Genomic DNA, 18,810 nt, shown 5'->3' with positions numbered 1-18,810 from the left:
GACATGGCAACACCTCTCGTAGAAATGAAGGACATGTGCATCTCATTTGGCGGGGTGCACGCAGTCGATCACGTCACGGTGGATCTTTTCCCGGGTGAAGTCGTCGGGCTTCTGGGCCACAACGGCGCCGGCAAGTCGACCCTGATCAAGATCCTCTCCGGAGCCTACAAGGCCGACAGCGGCCAGATACTGATCAACGGCGAGGAAGCGCATATTCACTCACCGCGGGATGCGCGCTCCTACAACATCGAGACGATCTACCAGACGCTCGCTCTGGCGGACAATCTCGATGCGGCGTCAAACCTCTTCCTCGGCCGTGAGCTGACGACTCCGTTCGGCTTTGTGGATGACGATGCCATGGAAGCGGAAACCCGCAAGATCATGGGCAAGCTCAACCCCAACTTCAAGAAGTTCCACGCGCCGGTGAAGGCACTGTCCGGCGGTCAGCGCCAGTCGGTTGCCATCGCGCGTGCGGTCTATTTCAACGCCAAGATCCTGATCATGGACGAACCGACCGCAGCGCTCGGCGTGCATGAGACGCAAATGGTGGCGGAACTGATCGAGGAGTTGAAGAAGCAGGGGCTCGGCATCTTCCTGATCAGCCACGACATCCATGACGTCTTCGCGCTCTGCGACCGGCTTGCGGTGATGAAAAACGGCCAGTTGGTCGGCAGCGCGAAGACGACTGATGTTACCGACGACGATGTCCTGGGCATGATCATCCTCGGCAAGTGCCCTCCCGGTGCAACACCGGGCCCGGGTGCTCTTGTGGAAGAAGAGGCGGCAAGCTAAACCGGACAGGCCTGCGCGCAAAAGTGCGCAGGCCGGTTGCATTCATGTATTTTCGAGCCGTGACCTCACGTTGGGGACCGGCTTTCCTTTGGGCGAATTCTGAGGAACGCACCTCATGTTTATCGGTCTCGACATCGGCACAAGTTCCGTCAAAGCCATTCTGCTCGGCGAGGATCAATCCCTGATCGCTTCGGCGACCGCTGACCTGACGGTGCAGCGTCCGCATCCCGGCTGGTCCGAGCAGGACCCGGACAGTTGGTGGCAGGCGTGCGAAAACGTGCTCGATGCCTTGAAGGTCGAGGCACCGAAGGCGCTCGCAGCGGTTAAGGGCATTGGGCTCTCCGGGCACATGCACGGAGCAACGCTGCTTGACGGCGAAGGCCGGCCCTTGCGTCCCTGTATCCTCTGGAACGATGGCCGTTCCGGTAAACAGTGTGAAGAACTCACGCGCAGCGAACCGAAATTCCAGACGCTCGGCGGCAATCTTGTCATGCCCGGTTTTACGGCTCCCAAGCTGCAATGGGTCCGCGAAAACGAACCCGAGACCTTCGGCAAGACGAAAATGGTGCTCCTTCCGAAGGACTATGTGCGCTTCAAGCTGACCGGCGATTTCGCCGGTGACATGTCCGACAGCGCCGGAACGTTGTGGCTGGATGTGGCGCGGCGCGACTGGTGCGACGAACTGCTCGCGGCAACCGGTCTCGACCGGAGCAAGATGCCCCGGCTCGTGGAAGGCTCCGAAAGCTCCGGAACCCTGAAGCCAAATCTCAGCGCGCGCTGGGGATTTGAGACACCGCCGGTTGTTGCAGGCGGTGGCGGTGACAACGCGGCATCGGCCTGCGGTGTCGGCGCGGTCGATCCGGGGTCCGCATTCGTTTCACTCGGAACCTCGGGCGTGTTGTTCGTGACCAATGACCGGTTCTCCCCGAATGTGGATGGCGCGGTTCATGCCTTTTGTCATGCTGTGCCTCAAACCTGGCACCAGATGGGTGTGATCCTGTCTGCCACGGACAGCCTTAACTGGCTGGCCGGGATCCTGAAGAAATCACCCGGAGAGCTGACCCAGGCGCTCGGGCGCGTGACCGAGCCCTCTGCAGTGTCGTTTCTTCCCTACCTTGGCGGCGAACGCACGCCGCACAACGATGTCGACATCCGCGCCGGTTTCGCCGGCATCTCCCACGAGACCGATGATGCCGTGCTGACCCATGCCGTTCTCGATGGGGTGGCCTTTGCGCTGAAGGACTGTCTGGAAGCGCTCAGCGTCGCAGGCACAAGGATTGACCGGGTGCTCGCCGTCGGTGGCGGGTCGCGGTCGCACACCTGGCTGGAGATCATCGCCAGCCTTTTGAATGTGACCGTTGATGTTCCTGTGGACGGTGATTTCGGTGCTTCGCTGGGGGCTGCGCGCCTTGGGCAGGCCGCCGCGCTCGGATCAACGGACGGGATCTTCGGCAAACCGGCGCTTTCTACAAGCATCGATCCGGTTCCATCCCTGAGCGGACACTATGCCGAGGCCTACGGGCGCTGGCGCAAACTTTATCCGGCATTCAAGCAAGCCGGCTTCTGAGGAGCAAGACATGAGCACTGGGTTCTTTGGCGATCTGCAGCCTATTCAATATTCCGGACCAGACAGCCGCGATCCGCTGACCTACCGGCACTACGACAAGGACGAAGTCGTTCTCGGCAAGCGGATGGAAGACCATCTGCGCCTGGCCGTCTGCTACTGGCATAATTTCTGCTGGCCGGGCGGCGACCCGTTCGGTGGGGAAACCTTCATGCGTCCGTGGATGGCCCCGGGCGGGGACCCGATGGAACAGGCGCGGTTCAAGGCCGATGTCGCCTTCGAAATGTTCCGGATCCTCGGAATGCCGTTCTTCACCTTCCATGACCGCGATATTGCGCCGGAAGGCGCGACGCTGGCCGAAAGCAATGCCAACGTGAACGCGATTGCCGATATCTTCGAAACCAAGATGGCCGACAGCGGCATCGGGCTTCTGTGGGGAACGGCGAACATGTTCTCCAACCGCCGCTTCATGGGCGGTGCTGCGACCAATCCGGACCCCGACGTCTTTGCCTATGCCGCAGCGCAGGTGAAAAACGCCATGGACGTCACCTACCGTCTGAAGGGTCAGAACTACGTGCTCTGGGGTGGCCGTGAGGGCTATGAAACACTCCTCAATACCAACGCGAAGCAGGAACTTGACCAGCTTGGCCGTTTCCTCAACATGGTCGTGGAATACAAGCACAAGATCGGTTTCACCGGCACCATCCTGATTGAGCCGAAGCCGCAGGAACCGAGCAAGCACCAGTACGACTACGATGTCGCGACAGTCTACGGGTTCCTCCAGGCCTATGGGCTTGAAAACGAGGTCAAGATGAACATCGAGCAGGGCCATGCCATCCTGGCAGGCCATTCCTTCGAGCATGAACTGCACATGGCGCGCTCGTTCGGTATTCTCGGGTCCGTCGACATGAACCGGAATGACTACCAGTGCGGCTGGGACACCGATCATTTCGGCATGAACGTGCCCGAGCTGGCACTGGCCTATTACGAGATCCTGATGGGCGGCGGCTTCACCACCGGCGGCACCAACTTCGATGCCAAGCTCCGCCGGCAGTCGCTTGACCCGGTCGACCTGATCCAGGCCCATGTCGGATCGGCGGACGCGATCGCACGCGGCCTGAAGGCGGCGGCGGCAATGATCGAGGACGGACGGCTGAAGGGTTTCGTCGATGATCGCTACCAGGGTTGGAAAAAACCGGAGAACGCGGAAATACTGAACGGCGGGTCCTCACTCGAGGCCCTGGCGGACCGCGTCCATGCTGCCGACCTTGAACCGCAACCCAAGTCCGGCCGCCAGGAATATCTGGAAAGTCTCGTGAACCTGTTCGTCTGAGATTTCGCGTGACCCCGGTTCGCCGTGGATGCGGCAACCGGGGCGACACCGGGAGCGATCGGCAAAAGCACAGCCGGCCTGTGAAACAGCCGATCAACGGCTATCAGCTTCCCTGTAAACTGCGTCGGGCATCGGCGTGAGATTACCGATCGCTCTTATGTTTCGCCAGGGTTCAATTATCCAGTGCGCTGATTGGTTATGCCGGTTTCGGGTCAGCCGGGCTTCGGTGCTTGCTGTAGATCGATTGCGCAAATTTGCCTGCCGGCCTGTTCCGCAGTTCCCTCACCACGGCTTGAAGGTCTGCCGGGACCTCCTCCAGAGCAGGAAGGTTCCCGCGGTAGCCCTCCAGCAGCAGTGCGGGCGCCGCGGATGCGGCGAAGGCGATGTCGAGAAAGGTGAACCTTTCCCCGGCAAGATAGGGCCGGCCGTCCGACAGAGTTGCTTCGGTTCGATCAAATCCGGCCCGGATGTGATGCAGTCCTTCAGCGGCGCCCTTCGCGCTGAGTTTCAGGCCCGCGAACAGCCCGCGTTTGACCAGTCCGAAAAGCAACCTTGCAAGCAACCTCTCCAGGTATGGGGTTCCGGTCGTGAAGCTGCGCATCACGAGCTTACGGTCTTGCAGAAGGTTGAAGTACATGTATTTCACGACGCCCTTCCTGCGAAACTCCTGACGGTAATAGGTCACTTCCTCGTCGAACCAATGCGACGCTGTCTCTTCTGGAAGGAGTTGCTTTTCTCGTGCGACGCGCTCGTCGAAATACGCGACGATTTCTGTCTCTGATCGAAGCTTTCTTCCGTCGACCAGAACCAGGGGCCTGTTGTTGTTGCCGGTAAGCCGCAGCCAGAGTGCGACGACATGGAATACGGGAACGTGCAATTCCTCCTTCAGCGGAAGGTTCCAGTGATCGAAACACCAGCGGGAGACTTCCGTGCTGACTGCTGGAGCAAGATTGACGAGTTTGGCCGGTTTCATGTCAACTGGCATCGAACTTGAGGGACATTTGAGCGGGAAACGGGGTGCCGGCCGTGTCGATTCCCTCGCTCCCGTCACCGTAGCGGAGGTTTTTCTGCCGCAGCAGCGGTTTGAGAATGCACGGGATGACAGACCTGTTTATGGCGGCCCCGAAACAGGTATGCATGCCATAGCCCCAGGACATGTAGATGTCATCCGATCTGCCGGTGTCGAATTTGCCAGGCGAATTGATCGCGAGCCGATCAAATGCCGCCGACAGACTGGCTGCGAACACCATCGTTCCTTCTGGAATGGTGCGCTGCCTCAATGTGCCTCTGGACAAGACCACCGGGCGAATGGCGCGGCGGTAGATAAACGGCTGGTGTGGATTGAAGCGCAAGGCCTCAAGACAGATCTTTTCCAGCAGGTTGTCATCCGATGATGCTGCGGCTTCCTGGGCAAGACGAAGCGATTCGGGCCGGTGCAAAAGCTCTTCCAATACAAGCGCCGAGGCCTTGGACAGCGTCGGGACGGCTCCGATCATCAATCCGATCAGATTGTTGCGTATGCCGCGGTCACTCATGCCGGGAGTGCCTGCCTTCTGAAGTGCCAGGCACCGATTGAGGACATCGTCGACCTCGACCGGATTCTGCTTGCGGCTCGCAATCCGGTCATCGAGATATTCCCGGAACCGTGGCATGATCGCCTTTGCGCGTTCCCCCAGATCGGCGTCCGCCCCCAGATCGACAAACAGGTACCAGAACAGGGTGGTTGTCCAGTCGATGATGTCGGGTTTCGAAGGACCTGGCATGCCGAAATAATGATCCACCAGATCTGAGGACACGACAAGCCCCACATCCTGGACGAGGTCGACGGTGCCATCGCATGCATCAACGGCGGTGGTCGCCACTTCCAGTGCTCTCGGCCGGACCAGCTCGGCAACATCCGTTGTTCTCATTGCAAGGCGCATGGCGGAGGTGTCGCGCGTGTAGTCCCAGGAGGGCTGCATGCCAAGAAAGAAATTATCACCGTCAGTGATCTCGCGCATGCGCGGACCATAGACAACCTCAAAATCAACGTCGTTGGACAGGACGTCGATCACGTCCTGCCGACGTGTCACGAGCGCTGTTCCGGTGTTGTCATAGGATTTGATGAGTTGACGTTTCAGCACCAGTGTCGGCAGAAACACCCGCAAAACGTCGAAGACGGTCCGTTGTCCCGGCGCTGTAAGCAGCTTTTCGGTCAATCGCGAAACCAAGGTGCCTTCGGAGCCGAAAAGAGCAGTTGCGCCGATCCGGACCAGATTGGCCAGGCTCAGAATACTGTAGAAGAGGTTCTCGACACGGATCAGCAGCGCCATGAAGAGATTGGCGACCAGATGCATTGCCTTGGCCTACCTAGGTTGGGTCAACCACACCGTCTGCAAGCATCTGCAACGCGGTGATCGACGGTATGAAGAAATATTCTCCGCCTCGCGGTTCGACGAACGTCTTGAGACTATCGCAGACATAAGTCGTTTCACCGCGGCCGGGATCGCCGGGTATGGTGAAGCGCTTGTGCTTGGAATGGTCGCCGACAAGCGGACAGGTATTGTTGCCAGCCTGAAAATCCAGGCCGTATTGCACCCATTGTTGCTGGACGAACTCGAATTGTCTGAACAGGTTCGCGCAGATAACCATCATCGCGATGCCCTGCTCGGTGTCATCGTTGCCCGTGTCCGGTTTTGAGCCGCCATAGGGCAGGCCACGGCGAAGTATGCGCCTGCGTTTGTTGAGCGACGTGTTGCTGTTCTTGTTGTTTTCGGGCGCAGTGGCGGGATTCGTGTCGTTGAGAGGATCCAGATAGTCACGCGTGTTCACGCGCCTGAGGTGGGATTGCCCGGGGCAATCGCGGCCGCCGATATCGGTCGCGAACTTGAAGTCCGAAGCATGCAGCGTTTTCAGGTAGTCGACCTGGGCCTTGTAGGCTTTGCCGGGGTCGGGGTCATCCATTTTGTATTGGGCGCGAACCTTGTCCCAGTCGGCAAGCGTCGGGGCCTTGGAAAGAGGAACACCGTCGGGCCAGCGCCCCACGAATTTGGCCTTCAGAACGTCCTCGGCCCGATCTGCAGGCGTTCCGGTCACAGACGCGAATTTCTTTGCCTCTTCTTCGAAATAGGAACGGTAGCTGGCGACATTCTGGTGCAGCTTGCGATAGGCCATGAAGGTGCCGTTCTTGGAGAACTCCGGCGGCCGTGGTGCCGGGGGCAGAGCCTGGCTTTCGTCGACGTGGCCCAGAAGAAACTCGCCGGTGGCCAGCGGTTCCCAGCCCTTTTCTTCCGTCATCCACTTGCCGCGGCCGATGACCTTGTCTTTGAGTTGCGCGTCCTCATACTGACCCTCGAACACCGGATCGCCGATCCCGTCGGCCAGACCGAAGTGTTCGGTGGGTACCGGGTAAAGGACCGGATTTTCCTCCGACCCGAAGTTTTGAAACAGGGTCGAGGCTTCTTGATACTCCTGGTCACCATTTTTGCCGTTGGTGGGCAGAATTCTGATGTCTCCTTTCTCCGAGCTGTCATGCGTTTCTTGAAACGCCTTGTTGGCCTCATTGCAGGCCTCTTTGAGGAAATGGGTCATTTCCTCCAGCACGTTCCTGCCGGTTGGGCTGCCGTTGTCGTCGAGCGCATCGACAGGATCTTCGGTTGCTTCTTTCACACGGGCATTGATCGAGATCCAGATGTGGACATCCTCGGATCCGAAACGGGACCGGTTCTCTTTCCAGATCGGATCCCATTGGGCCATCCATTCGGGCGGCGGTCGGTTTTCTGTGTTGGATTCGTTTGCTTCATCCATGGCATCGCTCGGCCGGTCGCCGAGCACGAAAGCACGTTTCCGCATGCCGTCGATGAATTCGCTTGGCATGCTGCTGAGCGTGCGCGTCGGTACGTCCAGCATGAGCATGCCCATGAAGGAAATCCCGATATTCATTGTCGACGCCGGTCGCAGGGGAGTGCCGTTTTCATCTTTGTCCCACCGCCGGGCCGAGGTGATCCTGGGCAGAACGTTTCTGAGAAAATGCCGTCCTGCAAAGGCGCTTCCGGTGTTCAGGAAAAAATAGCGGGCCTTTGGGAAACCGAATTTGCCATAGGCACGCAATACGTTGCCCTGAATGTCATCAAGATCAAGATACTGGGTCATTTAACAATTTCCATTATGACTTGATTACACCTGGAGACTGTGTGGTCTCGGGGTCCAACACGTCGCCGGGCTTGTGGCTGTCGAGAAATTTGCCAAAGGATTTGTGCAGGTCGGTGTCGCTCACACCCTGGTTGTCTACGACGAAGTCGGAGAACTTCTGCTGCAGGTAAAGGCCCTTGAGAACGGACGGTAAGTCACTGTCCTTGGCCGCGGGCCAGGCGGTTTGCCCACGGTTCAGGACGAACCGGTAGGCAAGATACGTAATCACGGCAAATGCGAGAAATGCGACGATCGCGGTCGCCAGCGTCGGCAAGCCGATAACCACATCAAATCTCAGAATCCATGCCAGGAAAAACACGATCGACGCGACAAGGGGCACGCCAATGCCGATGATCGGAGGCCACTTGGGCAGCGTGTAAAGTGACGGCGGATCGATGTAATAGTCGTTGAAGGACATCCAGGTATCGATCTGGCACTTGCCGATATACGCGGCGAAGTCCGCCGGCGTCTTGACTTTTTCGGCATCAAAGTCCTGACAGTTCTCGTAGACCTTTAAGAGTTCCGCCGAGCCCTGCTTCCACATTTCCTTCAGATAGTCATCACGGATTTCGTCCTGCTCCTCTTCCGTCAGCGTCTCGGGAAGCGGCTCTCCGGGTCGTGTGACCGCATCGAAATCGACGACGAACATCAGGTAGGGACAAGGCAGTTGGTCGACGCTCTGGGGGACCAGGGGATCTACGCTGGACAGCGGATTGGCCGAGCGGCGCCCGTTGTAAACCGCGTCTTCAAGGATCACGAACCGGCAAAGGTGCGTCCTGAGCGATTTGGAGAATGGTGAGTTGACCCCGATTGCCTGCGTCGCCGGGCTTTGAAGCGCTGTCGCCATGATCGACAGAGCCCTTTGCGCGCGCTTCAGAAAGCTCTCGCGGGGATCGCCGCCGTATTTCTTCCACTCCTCCGGAGGCAAATCGGCAGGTGATCCGACGCGAATGGGGGCAAGCGTGGACAGGAAATAGTGGCCGCCATCAAAATTCGGCATTTCAGCCCTCCTGTCTCTGCATTTCCGCCTGGCGTGATTGGTTTTCCTTCTCGAACTCCCTGGCCATTGCCTTGACCTGTTCCATCCGGTTCAGGTCTGCGATCTCGGTCGACAGGCTGGCAACGGGAGCAAAACCCGGGTCACCCAGAAAACTCTGAACCTCAATCAGATGCTTTCTGTAGGCCTTTGCAAATTGTGCCGGATCCGCGCCACTCTCGTGGACTTCCTTGAGTTTCAGAAGTGCACGTCTGACTTTCAGCCCAGCCTTCACATCCCGCTGCGCAGCGCCAGGGGTCGCGTTGTAATAGTAGTTCGTGTCGATCTGATTGTGTGTGATGTAGTTCTTGAACTGCATGATCGGGATTGACTGCGGGTACTTGACCGCCGTGTACCAGAAAAGATCAAGACCATTGGGAATGCCGTCGGAAAAGGCGTCGATGTACTGGTCCCATGTTCCGTTGAAATTCGAGCAGAAGATCATGTAGTCCTGCTTGATGTTCTGCTTTCGTGCCTTCAGCTTTTCATCAAAGACCGGCCATTGGTCGGGTTTCACGAAAAACCATCTGGCAAAATGGATCAGCGACAAGCCGAGTAGGCCCTGGAGTGTCTCCGGGAGGCATCGCGATACCATGAAAATCAGCTTGTTTATCCAGGTTGGCCGTACCCTGATGTACGGGGGAACCGCCCTGAAGCGAAGTCCGGGATCGCTCGGGGTAATCACGTTCATCGCATAGGCTTTGCCAGCAATGTTCGACATATGCCCTCCCTCGAAAATGTAATAAATCAAAATATGCAACTAAATTAAGCATCGTTTCTGACAGGAAAAAGATCAAGAAGAAATGTTATTTTGCTCTCTCAGAGCATCATGTAGTGCGCGAAAGTTGGCTAAATCCGCGCATGCTTCCAAGTTTCATGTATTGTTTTCAACAATTTAACAAAAATACACCTATAAATTGTATATAGAGGTGTATGCCCAAATATCAGGCCAAGTCAATTATTTGAACCTGCGAGTTTGCGGGATTGATTGCAATGGTTTGATGCAAGGACGTAAAAAGAGGCTTTTTCTCGAAATATGTCGCTATTTCATTTCGGTGAAAAGTGAAAAGTACTGTCATTCCCCTACGACAATAACGCTAAGTTCGATTTTCAGGCAGCGGGTGGCTTTTGCCGGCCTTGCTCACGTCTGCATCTTTCCGAGCAGTAGCGCACGTCTTCCCAGTCCCGCTCCCATTTCTTTCGCCACGTGAACGGACGCCCGCAGGCGGGGCACGTTTTCTGGGGCAAGTCGGATTTCTTTCGCATTTTCATGAAGGGTTCTCGAACAGGTCCCCCTGGCCGGGTGCGTGCGCCGTGCGCGCGCGGCGGCGCGTGCGTTCCTGGCCGCGCATGGGTATGCCGCTTTTTCTGCTGCCGTGTCTTTCCTGGATGTCCGCCGCCTTGCCGCGAAAGGACTGTCCCTTCCTGATGGCCCAGACCTTCTCGCGCGCTTCTTTCGCGGCGCTCAGGTGATCGACGATCGGAAACGGGTAGGTTTTCCCGAGGATCTTTCGGGCGCCCTCCGCCTTCCAGGGCTCGTGTATGTGCTGGCCGTCCAGGTCCGCGAGTTCCGGGACCCACTGGCGCACGAACGTGCCGTCGGGGTCCTGGTCCAGGCCCTGTTTCACCGGATTGTAGATGCGGATCGTGTTGATGCCGGTTGTGCCCGATTGCATTTGTACCTGGGGCCAGTGAATGCCGGGCTCATAGTCCGTGAAATGCCGAGCCAGGTGTTCCCCGGGTGCGCGCCAGTCGAGCCAGAGGTGATAGCTTGAAACCGCGATCAGCATGGCGCGCATGCGGAAATTCATCCAGCCGGTCGCCGCGAGGCAGCGCATACAGGCGTCGACGAATGGCAGACCGGTTTCACCTGCCTGCCAGGCTTGGAGGCGGTCCGGATCAGGCATGGACGGGCGCAGACCGTCATAGGCACCATGAAGGTTCTGGTACTCCAGGCGGGCCTCGTCTTCGAGCTTCTGCATGAAATGGCAATGCCAGTGCAGGCGGCCGGTGAACGAGCGCATGGACCCTTGCCAGGTGCTTCGGCCCGTAAACTGTTTTTCCTTCAACTCGCCTTGCCGCGCCCAGGCGGCCTGTGCAGCCTCGCGCATTGAAAGTGTTCCGAAAGTCAGATGGGGCGACAGTCTGGAACAGGCATCGAAGGCGCGCACCGGTGTCGACATGGCGGCGCGGTAGGTCTTGCCGCGCGAAAACAGAAAGCTCTCAAGCGTGGACAGCGCATTTGTTCTGCCGCCCGTTTGACGTCCCGGGCAGGGATCATGGGCAAGTCCAAGCTCCCGGGGACCCGGCGGGTGACCGGGGTCAATTCCTGCAAGCGGCTCCAACTGCGGCGCTTCAACCGGCGCGTCGGCCATGAACCCGTCCCATTTCCGGGCCCAGCCGTCGCGCGTCTTCAGACCGCGCAGGACGCCGGTCTGCCGGCACTCGGTCCATGCAATCCCCCTTGTCCGGCACCAGGCGGCAACGCGCTTGTCGCGGTCGTATGTCCAGGCATTGCCGGTTTCTTCGTGGGACCACAGACCTGCGATCGGCCTTTTCCTGGAGAGCCCTTCAAGAATGTCGATCACGTCTCCGGTTCGGATGATCAGCGGCTGGCCAAGATGGGCAAGCTCCTGGCGAAGCTCCTGCAGACACTCCAAGAGGAATGAGAAATGCCGCGCGGAGGCATCAGGTTGCTGCCAGAATTCCGGTTCGAATACATAGATGGGAAGAACGGGCCCGCCGCGCAGGCTGGCGCGCTTGAGCGCAGCGTGATCCTGCACGCGAAGATCTTTTTTGAACCAGACAATCTGCACAGCTGCGCCCACGGCAAGGTCCGCTTGAAACTGGGTTGCGACAAGTTTCTTACGCGCGATATCGATAACGGATCGCAGCCTGTTACACCGTTGCGGAGAACACGGTCAAAGCCCTTCGAAAAAGCGCCTGCCGTCCGGATCGGAAAGGTCATGCAACCGGTTTGCGGCGTGTCGGGCAAAGCGATGGGTCACCGACTTGCGCGTCGCTGCGGCGAGCTTGTGTTCCGGCGCATCGCGGAGGATCTCGGCGCCAAACCCGTCGGAAACGATGAGGCCGGCCTCTTCCGGAAAGATTTCAAGCGGTACGTCGGGGTGGGTCGCGAAGAACAGGCGGTCGCAATGCTGCCGGTAGTCGGACCACTTGTTGTCTGCACGAAAGTCGGCGATCGAAGACTTGACCTCGACGATCCAAAGCTCGTGTTTCGGGCCGATCGCGAGCAGGTCGGCCCGCCGCGAGGATGCAAGCGTGACTTCGGACAGGCAGGCAAAATCAAGCTGGCGCATCAGCCGTGCCGTGCCACGCCAGACCTTGAGAGCCGTTTCGGATTGGCGCCCGTCGACAAGTGGATCGTCCAGTTGAAGGCGCCCCGCAGCTTTTTGCGTTTCCCGTGTCATTGGAGATTTGTTCCATCTTTGTTCGCATATTGCAAGGGCTGTGTTTCAAACACGTCGTGACAGGGCAATTTGACTGTTTCCGGATCTGGGCCGCGTAGGTATGCTGGTAACGCCAGGCCAGGAGGGGGAATGCGCTTAATTCTGATTTGTCAGGGAGTTCTGCTCGCTGCACTGTTTGCTTTGCCGTCATCGACCGGTTTTGCCGCCAAAGGAGATTTGAAGGTTCAGGTGCCGAAGTCCGCGCCCTTGCTTAGGGGCCGGGCGCTGGAGCTGCGTTTCGCGGACTTCGCCCAAGGAATTTGGGTCCGGGACCTGAACGATTGTCCCACGCCGAGCATCGACCGAAGCGCGCCGGGCAGCGCGCTGGCCATCTATCGCGGCTTGTGGGAAATGCCGGATCGGATCTGTCAGGTCTACGGCGCTGAGCTCGGGGTGAGGGATACCCAGCGGGCGGCGATCAACTGTCTTCTGAACAGCGGAGCGGAGTCGATCGAATTGGTCACCGTGCAGCCGCGCGGAACGGGCGGTCTCATGGTTCAGGAAGGAGAACGTCCCCCGGTCCATTTCCGCTTCTGCAAGAAGATCACGCCGGTTTTGAAAGCGGCTGACGAATAGTCCTCCACGGCGTTAGGTCACCGGCTCAGACTGGACATGATCGGTCGCGTTTCTCCGGGTCGCCGCGCTTTGTGCTGCCGGAGGATCAAGCGCACTCAGGGCGTCATACTGGCTCAGAAACACCTGCCCCGTCAGTTGTTCGGGGAAATCGGAGCGTTTCAGGCGGTCCATGACGGGTCCCTTGACTTCTGACAGATGAAACTTGACCCCGGCATCCGAGAGCCGATGATTGATGTCCTCAAGGCTTTCGAGCGCACTTGCGTCGATCGCGTTCACGGCCGGGCACATCAGGACGACGTGTTCAGTCTTGTCGCGCTCGGCGACGAGCGCATGGATCCGGTCTTCCAGGTAGCGTGTATTGGCAAAAAAGAGGCTCTCGTCGACCCGGATCGTCAGGACCTTGTCCCCCGTCACGACCTTGTGCCGGTCGATATTCCGAAAATGCTCTGACCCGGGAACCATTCCGACGATCGCCATGTGCGGCCGGCTGCTTCGATAAAGATGAAGCGCGATCGACAGCGCCACCCCGCAGACGACGCCCGGTTCCACGCCGAAGAACAGCGTGACGAGTATGGTGCCTGCCATGGCTGAAAAATCGCTCCGTGAGTATCGAAATGTTCGTCTGACGGCACCAAAATCCACAAGGGACAGCACCGCGACGATGATGGTTGCTGCAAGCGTCGCCTGCGGTAGATGCGTCAAGAGCGGCGTCAGGAAAAGGGTTGCAAATGCAATCCCGAGTGCGGTGAACGCACCGGCTGCAGGTGTTGCCGCTCCGGCGTCGAAATTGACGACTGAACGTGCGAACCCACCTGTTACCGGATACCCTCCGGAAATCGCCGAGGCGATATTTGCTGACCCCAGGCCGATCAGTTCCTGGTCGGGTTCGATCCGTTGGCGTTTCTTTACGGCAAGCGTTTGTGCGACGGAAACCGACTCCACGAAACCGATGACGGAAATCAGCAGGGCCGGGCCGGCGAGCGCCAGCCAGAGGTCGCTGTCGAAAGACGGCAGCTGCGGCGTCGGCAATCCGGACGGAATGTCGCCGACGACGCGCAGTCCGTGATCACTCAGGTGCCATGCGCTCGAAAGAGCCGTTGTGAAAACGACCGCGGCGACGGGACCGGCCTTGGTCAGGACGTCGGCCAGGAACGGGTTTAGCCGGAGGCCGAGCAGAAGGTTTTTCAGGCCCTTGCGCGTCCAGAACAAGAACGCAGTCGCACCTGTGCCGAAGCACACCGTGATCCAGTTGACTTCATTCATGTGCTCAGCGAGCGATAGAATGATTTCGTAGAGCGTGTGGCCATGCGCCGGGACGCCGAGAATGTGCTTCAGCTGGCTTGCCGCGATCAGGAGACCGGAAGCGGTGATGAAGCCCGATATGACCGGGTGACTGAGGAGATTGGCCAGGAAGCCGAGACGCAAGAGCCCCATGGCGATGAGCATCAAGCCGGAGAGGAACGCCAGCACAATCGCAGCACCGAGATATTCGGGTGTCCCCTGCTGCGCGAACTCGCCGACCGCCGAGGCCGTCATGAGCGACACCACGGCGACGGGCCCGACCGCGAGGGCGCGGCTGGTGCCGAAGAGCGCATAGGCGACCAGCGGCAGGATCGAGGCATAGAGGCCAACCTCCGGCGGCAGGCCTGCAAGCAAAGCATAGGCAAGCGATTGAGGGATCAGCATGATCGTGACGATCACCGCTGCCACCAGGTCACTTGTCGCCGCTTCTCTCGTGTAGGATTTGCCCCATTCGAGTATGGGCAGGAAATGCGTTAGCCGGATCATTGACTGGCCTTGAAGGGGACATGCGACGCGTTCGGTCTTGCCCTGTTTGTGCTGCAGGCCCGGCCCCTAGAGCGCGTTCACCGGCACCTTAAGGAAGGTCTTGCCGTCCTTTTCTGCCGGCGGCAGCTTGCCGGCGCGCATGTTGACCTGCAGCGACGGGATGATCAGCTTTGGCATGTCCAGCTGCGCGTCCCGTTTCGTCCTGAACTTGACGAACTCTTCCCGGGTTTTGCCGCCGCCGACATGAATGTTGTGGGCCTTTTCTTCGCCAACGGTGGTCTCCCATTGGATATCGCGTCCGTTTGGTCCGTAGTCGTGACACATGAACAGGCGCATCTCGTCAGGCAGGGCCAGCACCTTCTGGATTGATTCGTAAAGCTCCGCTGCATCGCCGCCCGGAAAATCGGCACGCGCCGATCCGCCATCGGGCATGAACAGTGTGTCGCCGACGAAAGCCGCGTTGCCCATCACATGCACCATGCAGGCAGGCGTATGACCGGGCGTATACATGGCAAATGCCGTCATGTTGCCGATCCGGTAGGTATCGCCATCCTGGAACAGCCGGTCGAACTGGCTGCCGTCGCGCTGAAACTCCGTGCCCTCGTTGAACACCTTGCCGAAAGTTTCCTGCACGATCGTGATCTTGTCTCCGATGCCCAGTTTTCCCCCCAGCCTTTGCTGAATGTAGGGCGCACCGGAAAGATGGTCGGCGTGCACGTGCGTTTCGATGAGCCATTCCAGATCGAGCTTGTTGGCTTTTACATACGCAATCATCCGATCTGCATGATCGTAGGTGATGCGGCCGGCGGCATAGTCGATATCCATGACGCTGTCGACGATCGCGCATGCGCTCGAAGACGGATCCTTGACCACATAGCTGATCGTGTTTGTTGCCGGATCGAAAAATGCCTTCATGTCGGGCTTTATTTCCATGTCGACAGGATAGTTCGAACGGGACATGTCACTCTCCATCAAGGCGGTTGAACCGCGCGGTTGTCATGCGCCGGCGGGTTGCTCGCTGGACACCATCCGCGAGGTCCACTTCGCTGCAAGCATGCCGGCGACAATCGCGGCAGCGGTGAGAAGCGGCTCGGTCAGGCCGAGACCGAGAACCGGAACAAGCCCCCCCGGGCAGAAACCGCTCATGCCCCAACCGATTCCGAAGACCGCTGATCCTCCAATGAGCTTCATGTCGAGGTCCAGCCTGGTCGGCAGGGAAAACCCCGTCGCGAGCAGTGGGTGGTCCATCCTGAAAACCAGCCGGTAGCCGATCGCGGTCACCAGCAGCGCGCCGCCCATGACGAACGCAAGGCTTGGGTCCCAGGTTCCGGCAACGTCAAAGAAATTCAGGACCTTGGCCGGATTGCCCATGCCGGAAACCAGGATCCCGGTGCCGAAAACAAGGCCGATGGCGAATGCGGAAAGAACCTTGAACATGTCAGCCTCCAATCACGTGACGGATCAGGAATACCGTGCCGCCCGCTGTCACCATGAAGGTGAGCGTTGCAACGATCGAGCGGATGGAAAGGCGGGACATGCCGCAGACACCGTGTCCGCTGGTACAGCCGGACCCGAAGGTCACACCGGCCCCGATGAGAAAGCCGCCGGCAATCAGGAGCGCGGGCGATGACGGAATGCTGATTTGCGGCAGCTGTCCGGACAGTTCGAGGAAAATCAAGGGGCTGAGTACCATTCCGGCGACAAAGGCCGCACGCCAGGCCCAGTCCTGGTTCAGCCTGAGTGTCAGAAGTCCGGCGACCGTTCCGCTGATGCCGGCAATGCGGCCGAGCGTTGCCATCAATGCAACGGCGGCAAACCCGATCAGGATGCCGCCTGCCAGGCTTTGGAAAGGCGTGAATTCAGTCATGTTCGATTCCTATAATCTTATATTTTCGAATATATGAATATAATGCTCAATCTGCAAGCCCTTTCTGAATTCTGCAGTTGAAATCTGATGTCTCGGAGCGGATATGACCGTCTTGGTATCTTGTGCCCTGGCGACGTGCTGCCGGCCGGCCGTCAGATCCGATGTCTATTGGCTTGCATCACCTGCCTCGGTCTCTGGCTTGACCGGGCGATCCGTGTTGAGGAGGCCCAACACGATTTTCGTGCCGTCCGCCAGTGTTTTTGCCACGGCGTCTGGGATCAGGAGCGCCGGGTTCTCTGAATCGGGAGGAGAGTAGCGATCGGTTCTTGGACCCGAAAACTCGCCCATCGGTCTCAGAATGTCCTCGTGAACGACACTTCCCAGGAACAGCGGCTGCAGTCGGCCGTCGTCGACAATCTGATACCGGCTTGGCCAGAGCCGCAGCACCCAGCGCCCGCCTTTTTCCTCTTCCGGATCTTTGTGGATGAGAACAAGATCGGGTTGCCGGCCATTCTGGGTTCTCGGCAGGATCGGCAGCGAGTCGGGTGGTGTCTGTCCTTCGACAAAGCCACCCGCCGTTGTCAGGTTCCATTTCGGCGGAAGCTGCCAGCCGTCCCGCTCGGCGACCTTGGCAAACGCATCCAGGGATCCCGCATACTGGATCACGAGCGGTTCTTCCCGGTCGCCGTTGAGTTCGACGCGCCGGTCCGGAAGGGTCCTCCATTCCCGGTCGCGCCATGCGGACGCGGTCAGCATCTCCGTGTGGACCCGCGGCTGGTAGGTCACGAGAGCCTGGTTGAAAGCCGACCAGATATGCCAGCCGCCAAACACCGTCAGGGTCGTAACGACAAGGGCCGCGAGTGTCGTGCGGCCGATTTTCTCGTTGTGGATCGGACCGAAAACAAAGGCGAATGCGGACACCATCGCCGTTCCGAAAAGAAGGCCGGCCAGCACGTCCGACATCCAGTGCGCGCCAAGATAGATCCGTGAAAACCCGATTGTAATGACCAGGGTCGCGGACACGGTGAAGACCGTCGCCTTGAGCCAGCGATTGAGATCATGCGCGATCAGAACCGCGCAGATCCCGAACAGGACAGCCGTCAGTGTGGCGTGACCGCTCGGAAAACTGTAGGCATCGGCTCCGGCGTAAAGTTCGATCGGGCGCGAGCGGTGCAGGATCAGCTTGAACAGCGGCACGAACATTGCCGTTCCGGCCATGGCGATGATGAAGCCGATGCCCCGCCGCCACGCTTTGCGGACAAAGAGATAGGCCGCGACGACGACCGTCACCGCCGCGACGACGATCCCGTCTCCCAGCATGGTGAAGAAGACCATGATCTTGTCGCCGGCCGTGGATCGCACGCTGTCGAAGAAATTCAGGATCGCAAGATCCGCGCGCACCATGGGTTCGCCCGGCGACACCTCGCCGACAATCCAGAAGAACGCCGGCATGGTGATCAGCAACAAGACGGTGGACGCGAGCATGCCTGCGGACCGCGGATGGGCGGGATCGAAGTTCTTGGCAATCCATTGCGAGGCCCGGTCCGGCCGTTTCGCGAACCAGGAGACGATCACCGCATGTGCATTGGGGAACAGCGGCAGGATGATCAGGATCAGCCAGCGTCCCAGCATCACGATAAGAAAGATGATCAGAAGCAGCGCGCCGAGAACGAAGGCAAGCCGGCCGCTGATCTGTCCAATGGCATTCAGGGCGGATCCGGCAATGATGCCCGGGCCCATATGGGCAATCGTCCAGGCAAATGCGGACGTGACGTTGACCACAGAGAACCGGGTGAAATTCATGCCTGCCATGCCGGCAATTCCGGGCACGACGGATTTCACGCCCGGAACAAAGCGACCGAAAAACACGCTCTTGCCGCCGTGGCGCTCGAAGAATTTTTCGCCGCTGACGATCATGTGCTCGTACTTGTTCAGCGGCCACATGCTCTTGATCCTGTCCTTGAACCGGTAACCGATCCAGTAGGAGATGGCATCGCCTGCGGTCGCCCCGAGCGTTGTCCAGATAAACAGAGGCACGGGATCAAGCTTGCCGAGACCGACCAGGGTACCTGCACCGACCAGCACGACTGTTGTCGGGACGAAAAGCCCGATGATGAAAAGCGCTTCCCCCATGGCGGCGAGAAAACAGATCAGGCCCGCCAGCCCCGGGTTTTCGGCAATGAAGGTCAGAACGGGGTCTATAAAGTCTGTCAC

General features: G+C 59.0%; 17 protein-coding genes. 4 read left to right on the top strand and 13 right to left on the bottom strand.

Annotated features, from left to right (window positions below; translation table 11 throughout):
* Window positions 1–24: 24 nt before the first annotated feature.
* The 3 genes from RDA78_RS04915 to xylA all read left to right on the top strand — a co-directional run bounded on the left by RDA78_RS04915 (window position 25) and on the right by xylA (window position 3,689).
* A complete protein-coding gene (locus tag RDA78_RS04915) occupies window positions 25–792 on the top strand; it encodes an ATP-binding cassette domain-containing protein (protein WP_434056102.1) in 768 nt (255 codons plus the stop codon).
* A 115-nt stretch (window positions 793–907) separates the two neighbouring features.
* Window positions 908–2,359 carry a xylulokinase gene (gene xylB / locus RDA78_RS04910; protein WP_434054239.1) on the top strand — a complete coding sequence of 484 codons (1,452 nt, stop codon included), beginning with the start codon at window positions 908–910 and terminating at the stop codon, window positions 2,357–2,359.
* A 10-nt stretch (window positions 2,360–2,369) separates the two neighbouring features.
* A complete protein-coding gene (xylA, locus tag RDA78_RS04905) occupies window positions 2,370–3,689 on the top strand; it encodes a xylose isomerase (protein WP_434054238.1) in 1,320 nt (439 codons plus the stop codon).
* Window positions 3,690–3,885: 196 nt separating this feature from the next.
* On the opposite strand, the gene RDA78_RS04900 is transcribed toward xylA, so the two are convergent.
* The 8 genes from RDA78_RS04900 to RDA78_RS04865 form a co-directional block, all read right to left on the bottom strand.
* A complete protein-coding gene (locus RDA78_RS04900; protein ID WP_434054237.1) occupies window positions 3,886–4,662 on the bottom strand; it encodes a hypothetical protein in 777 nt (258 codons plus the stop codon).
* 1 nt (window position 4,663) lies between these two features.
* Window positions 4,664–6,025: a cytochrome P450 gene (locus RDA78_RS04895; protein ID WP_434054236.1), complete on the bottom strand. Its 1,362-nt coding sequence runs from the start codon at window positions 6,023–6,025 to the stop codon at window positions 4,664–4,666.
* A gap of 13 nt (window positions 6,026–6,038) precedes the next feature.
* Window positions 6,039–7,820 carry a Dyp-type peroxidase gene (locus RDA78_RS04890; protein WP_434054235.1) on the bottom strand — a complete coding sequence of 594 codons (1,782 nt, stop codon included), beginning with the start codon at window positions 7,818–7,820 and terminating at the stop codon, window positions 6,039–6,041.
* A 13-nt stretch (window positions 7,821–7,833) separates the two neighbouring features.
* Window positions 7,834–8,859, bottom strand: a complete 1,026-nt coding sequence (locus RDA78_RS04885; RefSeq protein ID WP_434054234.1) for a hypothetical protein — start codon at window positions 8,857–8,859, stop codon at window positions 7,834–7,836.
* Between the two features lies 1 nt (window position 8,860).
* Window positions 8,861–9,616 carry a hypothetical protein gene (locus RDA78_RS04880; protein WP_434054233.1) on the bottom strand — a complete coding sequence of 252 codons (756 nt, stop codon included), beginning with the start codon at window positions 9,614–9,616 and terminating at the stop codon, window positions 8,861–8,863.
* 389 nt (window positions 9,617–10,005) lie between these two features.
* Window positions 10,006–10,161, bottom strand: coding sequence for a DUF2256 domain-containing protein (locus tag RDA78_RS04875; RefSeq protein WP_434056101.1), 156 nt, complete (start codon window positions 10,159–10,161; stop codon window positions 10,006–10,008).
* Window positions 10,162–10,163: 2 nt separating this feature from the next.
* Complete coding sequence (locus RDA78_RS04870; protein WP_434054232.1) at window positions 10,164–11,723, bottom strand: FAD-binding domain-containing protein; 1,560 nt, start codon at window positions 11,721–11,723, stop codon at window positions 10,164–10,166.
* A 93-nt stretch (window positions 11,724–11,816) separates the two neighbouring features.
* Entirely contained in the window at window positions 11,817–12,326 is a 510-nt protein-coding gene (locus RDA78_RS04865) for an MmcB family DNA repair protein (RefSeq protein WP_434054231.1), read from the bottom strand.
* Window positions 12,327–12,455: 129 nt separating this feature from the next.
* Between RDA78_RS04865 and RDA78_RS04860 the strand changes: the two genes are divergently transcribed.
* Window positions 12,456–12,941, top strand: coding sequence for a hypothetical protein (locus RDA78_RS04860; protein WP_434054230.1), 486 nt, complete (start codon window positions 12,456–12,458; stop codon window positions 12,939–12,941).
* 12 nt (window positions 12,942–12,953) lie between these two features.
* On the opposite strand, the gene RDA78_RS04855 is transcribed toward RDA78_RS04860, so the two are convergent.
* The 5 genes from RDA78_RS04855 to RDA78_RS04835 all read right to left on the bottom strand — a co-directional run bounded on the left by RDA78_RS04855 (window position 12,954) and on the right by RDA78_RS04835 (window position 18,810).
* Window positions 12,954–14,729, bottom strand: coding sequence for a SulP family inorganic anion transporter (locus tag RDA78_RS04855; RefSeq protein WP_434054229.1), 1,776 nt, complete (start codon window positions 14,727–14,729; stop codon window positions 12,954–12,956).
* A gap of 66 nt (window positions 14,730–14,795) precedes the next feature.
* Window positions 14,796–15,689: an MBL fold metallo-hydrolase gene (locus RDA78_RS04850; protein ID WP_434054228.1), complete on the bottom strand. Its 894-nt coding sequence runs from the start codon at window positions 15,687–15,689 to the stop codon at window positions 14,796–14,798.
* Between the two features lie 36 nt (window positions 15,690–15,725).
* The gene (locus tag RDA78_RS04845) at window positions 15,726–16,166 is read right to left on the bottom strand and encodes a DUF6691 family protein (protein ID WP_434054227.1); all 441 of its coding nucleotides are present in this window, start codon (window positions 16,164–16,166) and stop codon (window positions 15,726–15,728) included.
* Window position 16,167: 1 nt separating this feature from the next.
* Window positions 16,168–16,596 (bottom strand): YeeE/YedE family protein, encoded by a 429-nt coding sequence (locus tag RDA78_RS04840; protein ID WP_434054226.1) that lies wholly within the window; start codon window positions 16,594–16,596, stop codon window positions 16,168–16,170.
* Window positions 16,597–16,761: 165 nt separating this feature from the next.
* Complete coding sequence (locus tag RDA78_RS04835) at window positions 16,762–18,810, bottom strand: VTT domain-containing protein (RefSeq protein ID WP_434054225.1); 2,049 nt, start codon at window positions 18,808–18,810, stop codon at window positions 16,762–16,764.

It is taken from the genome of Roseibium sp., assembly GCF_051016195.1.
GTDB lineage: Bacteria > Pseudomonadota > Alphaproteobacteria > Rhizobiales > Stappiaceae > Roseibium.
This window is presented reverse-complemented; position numbering and strand designations above follow the sequence as displayed.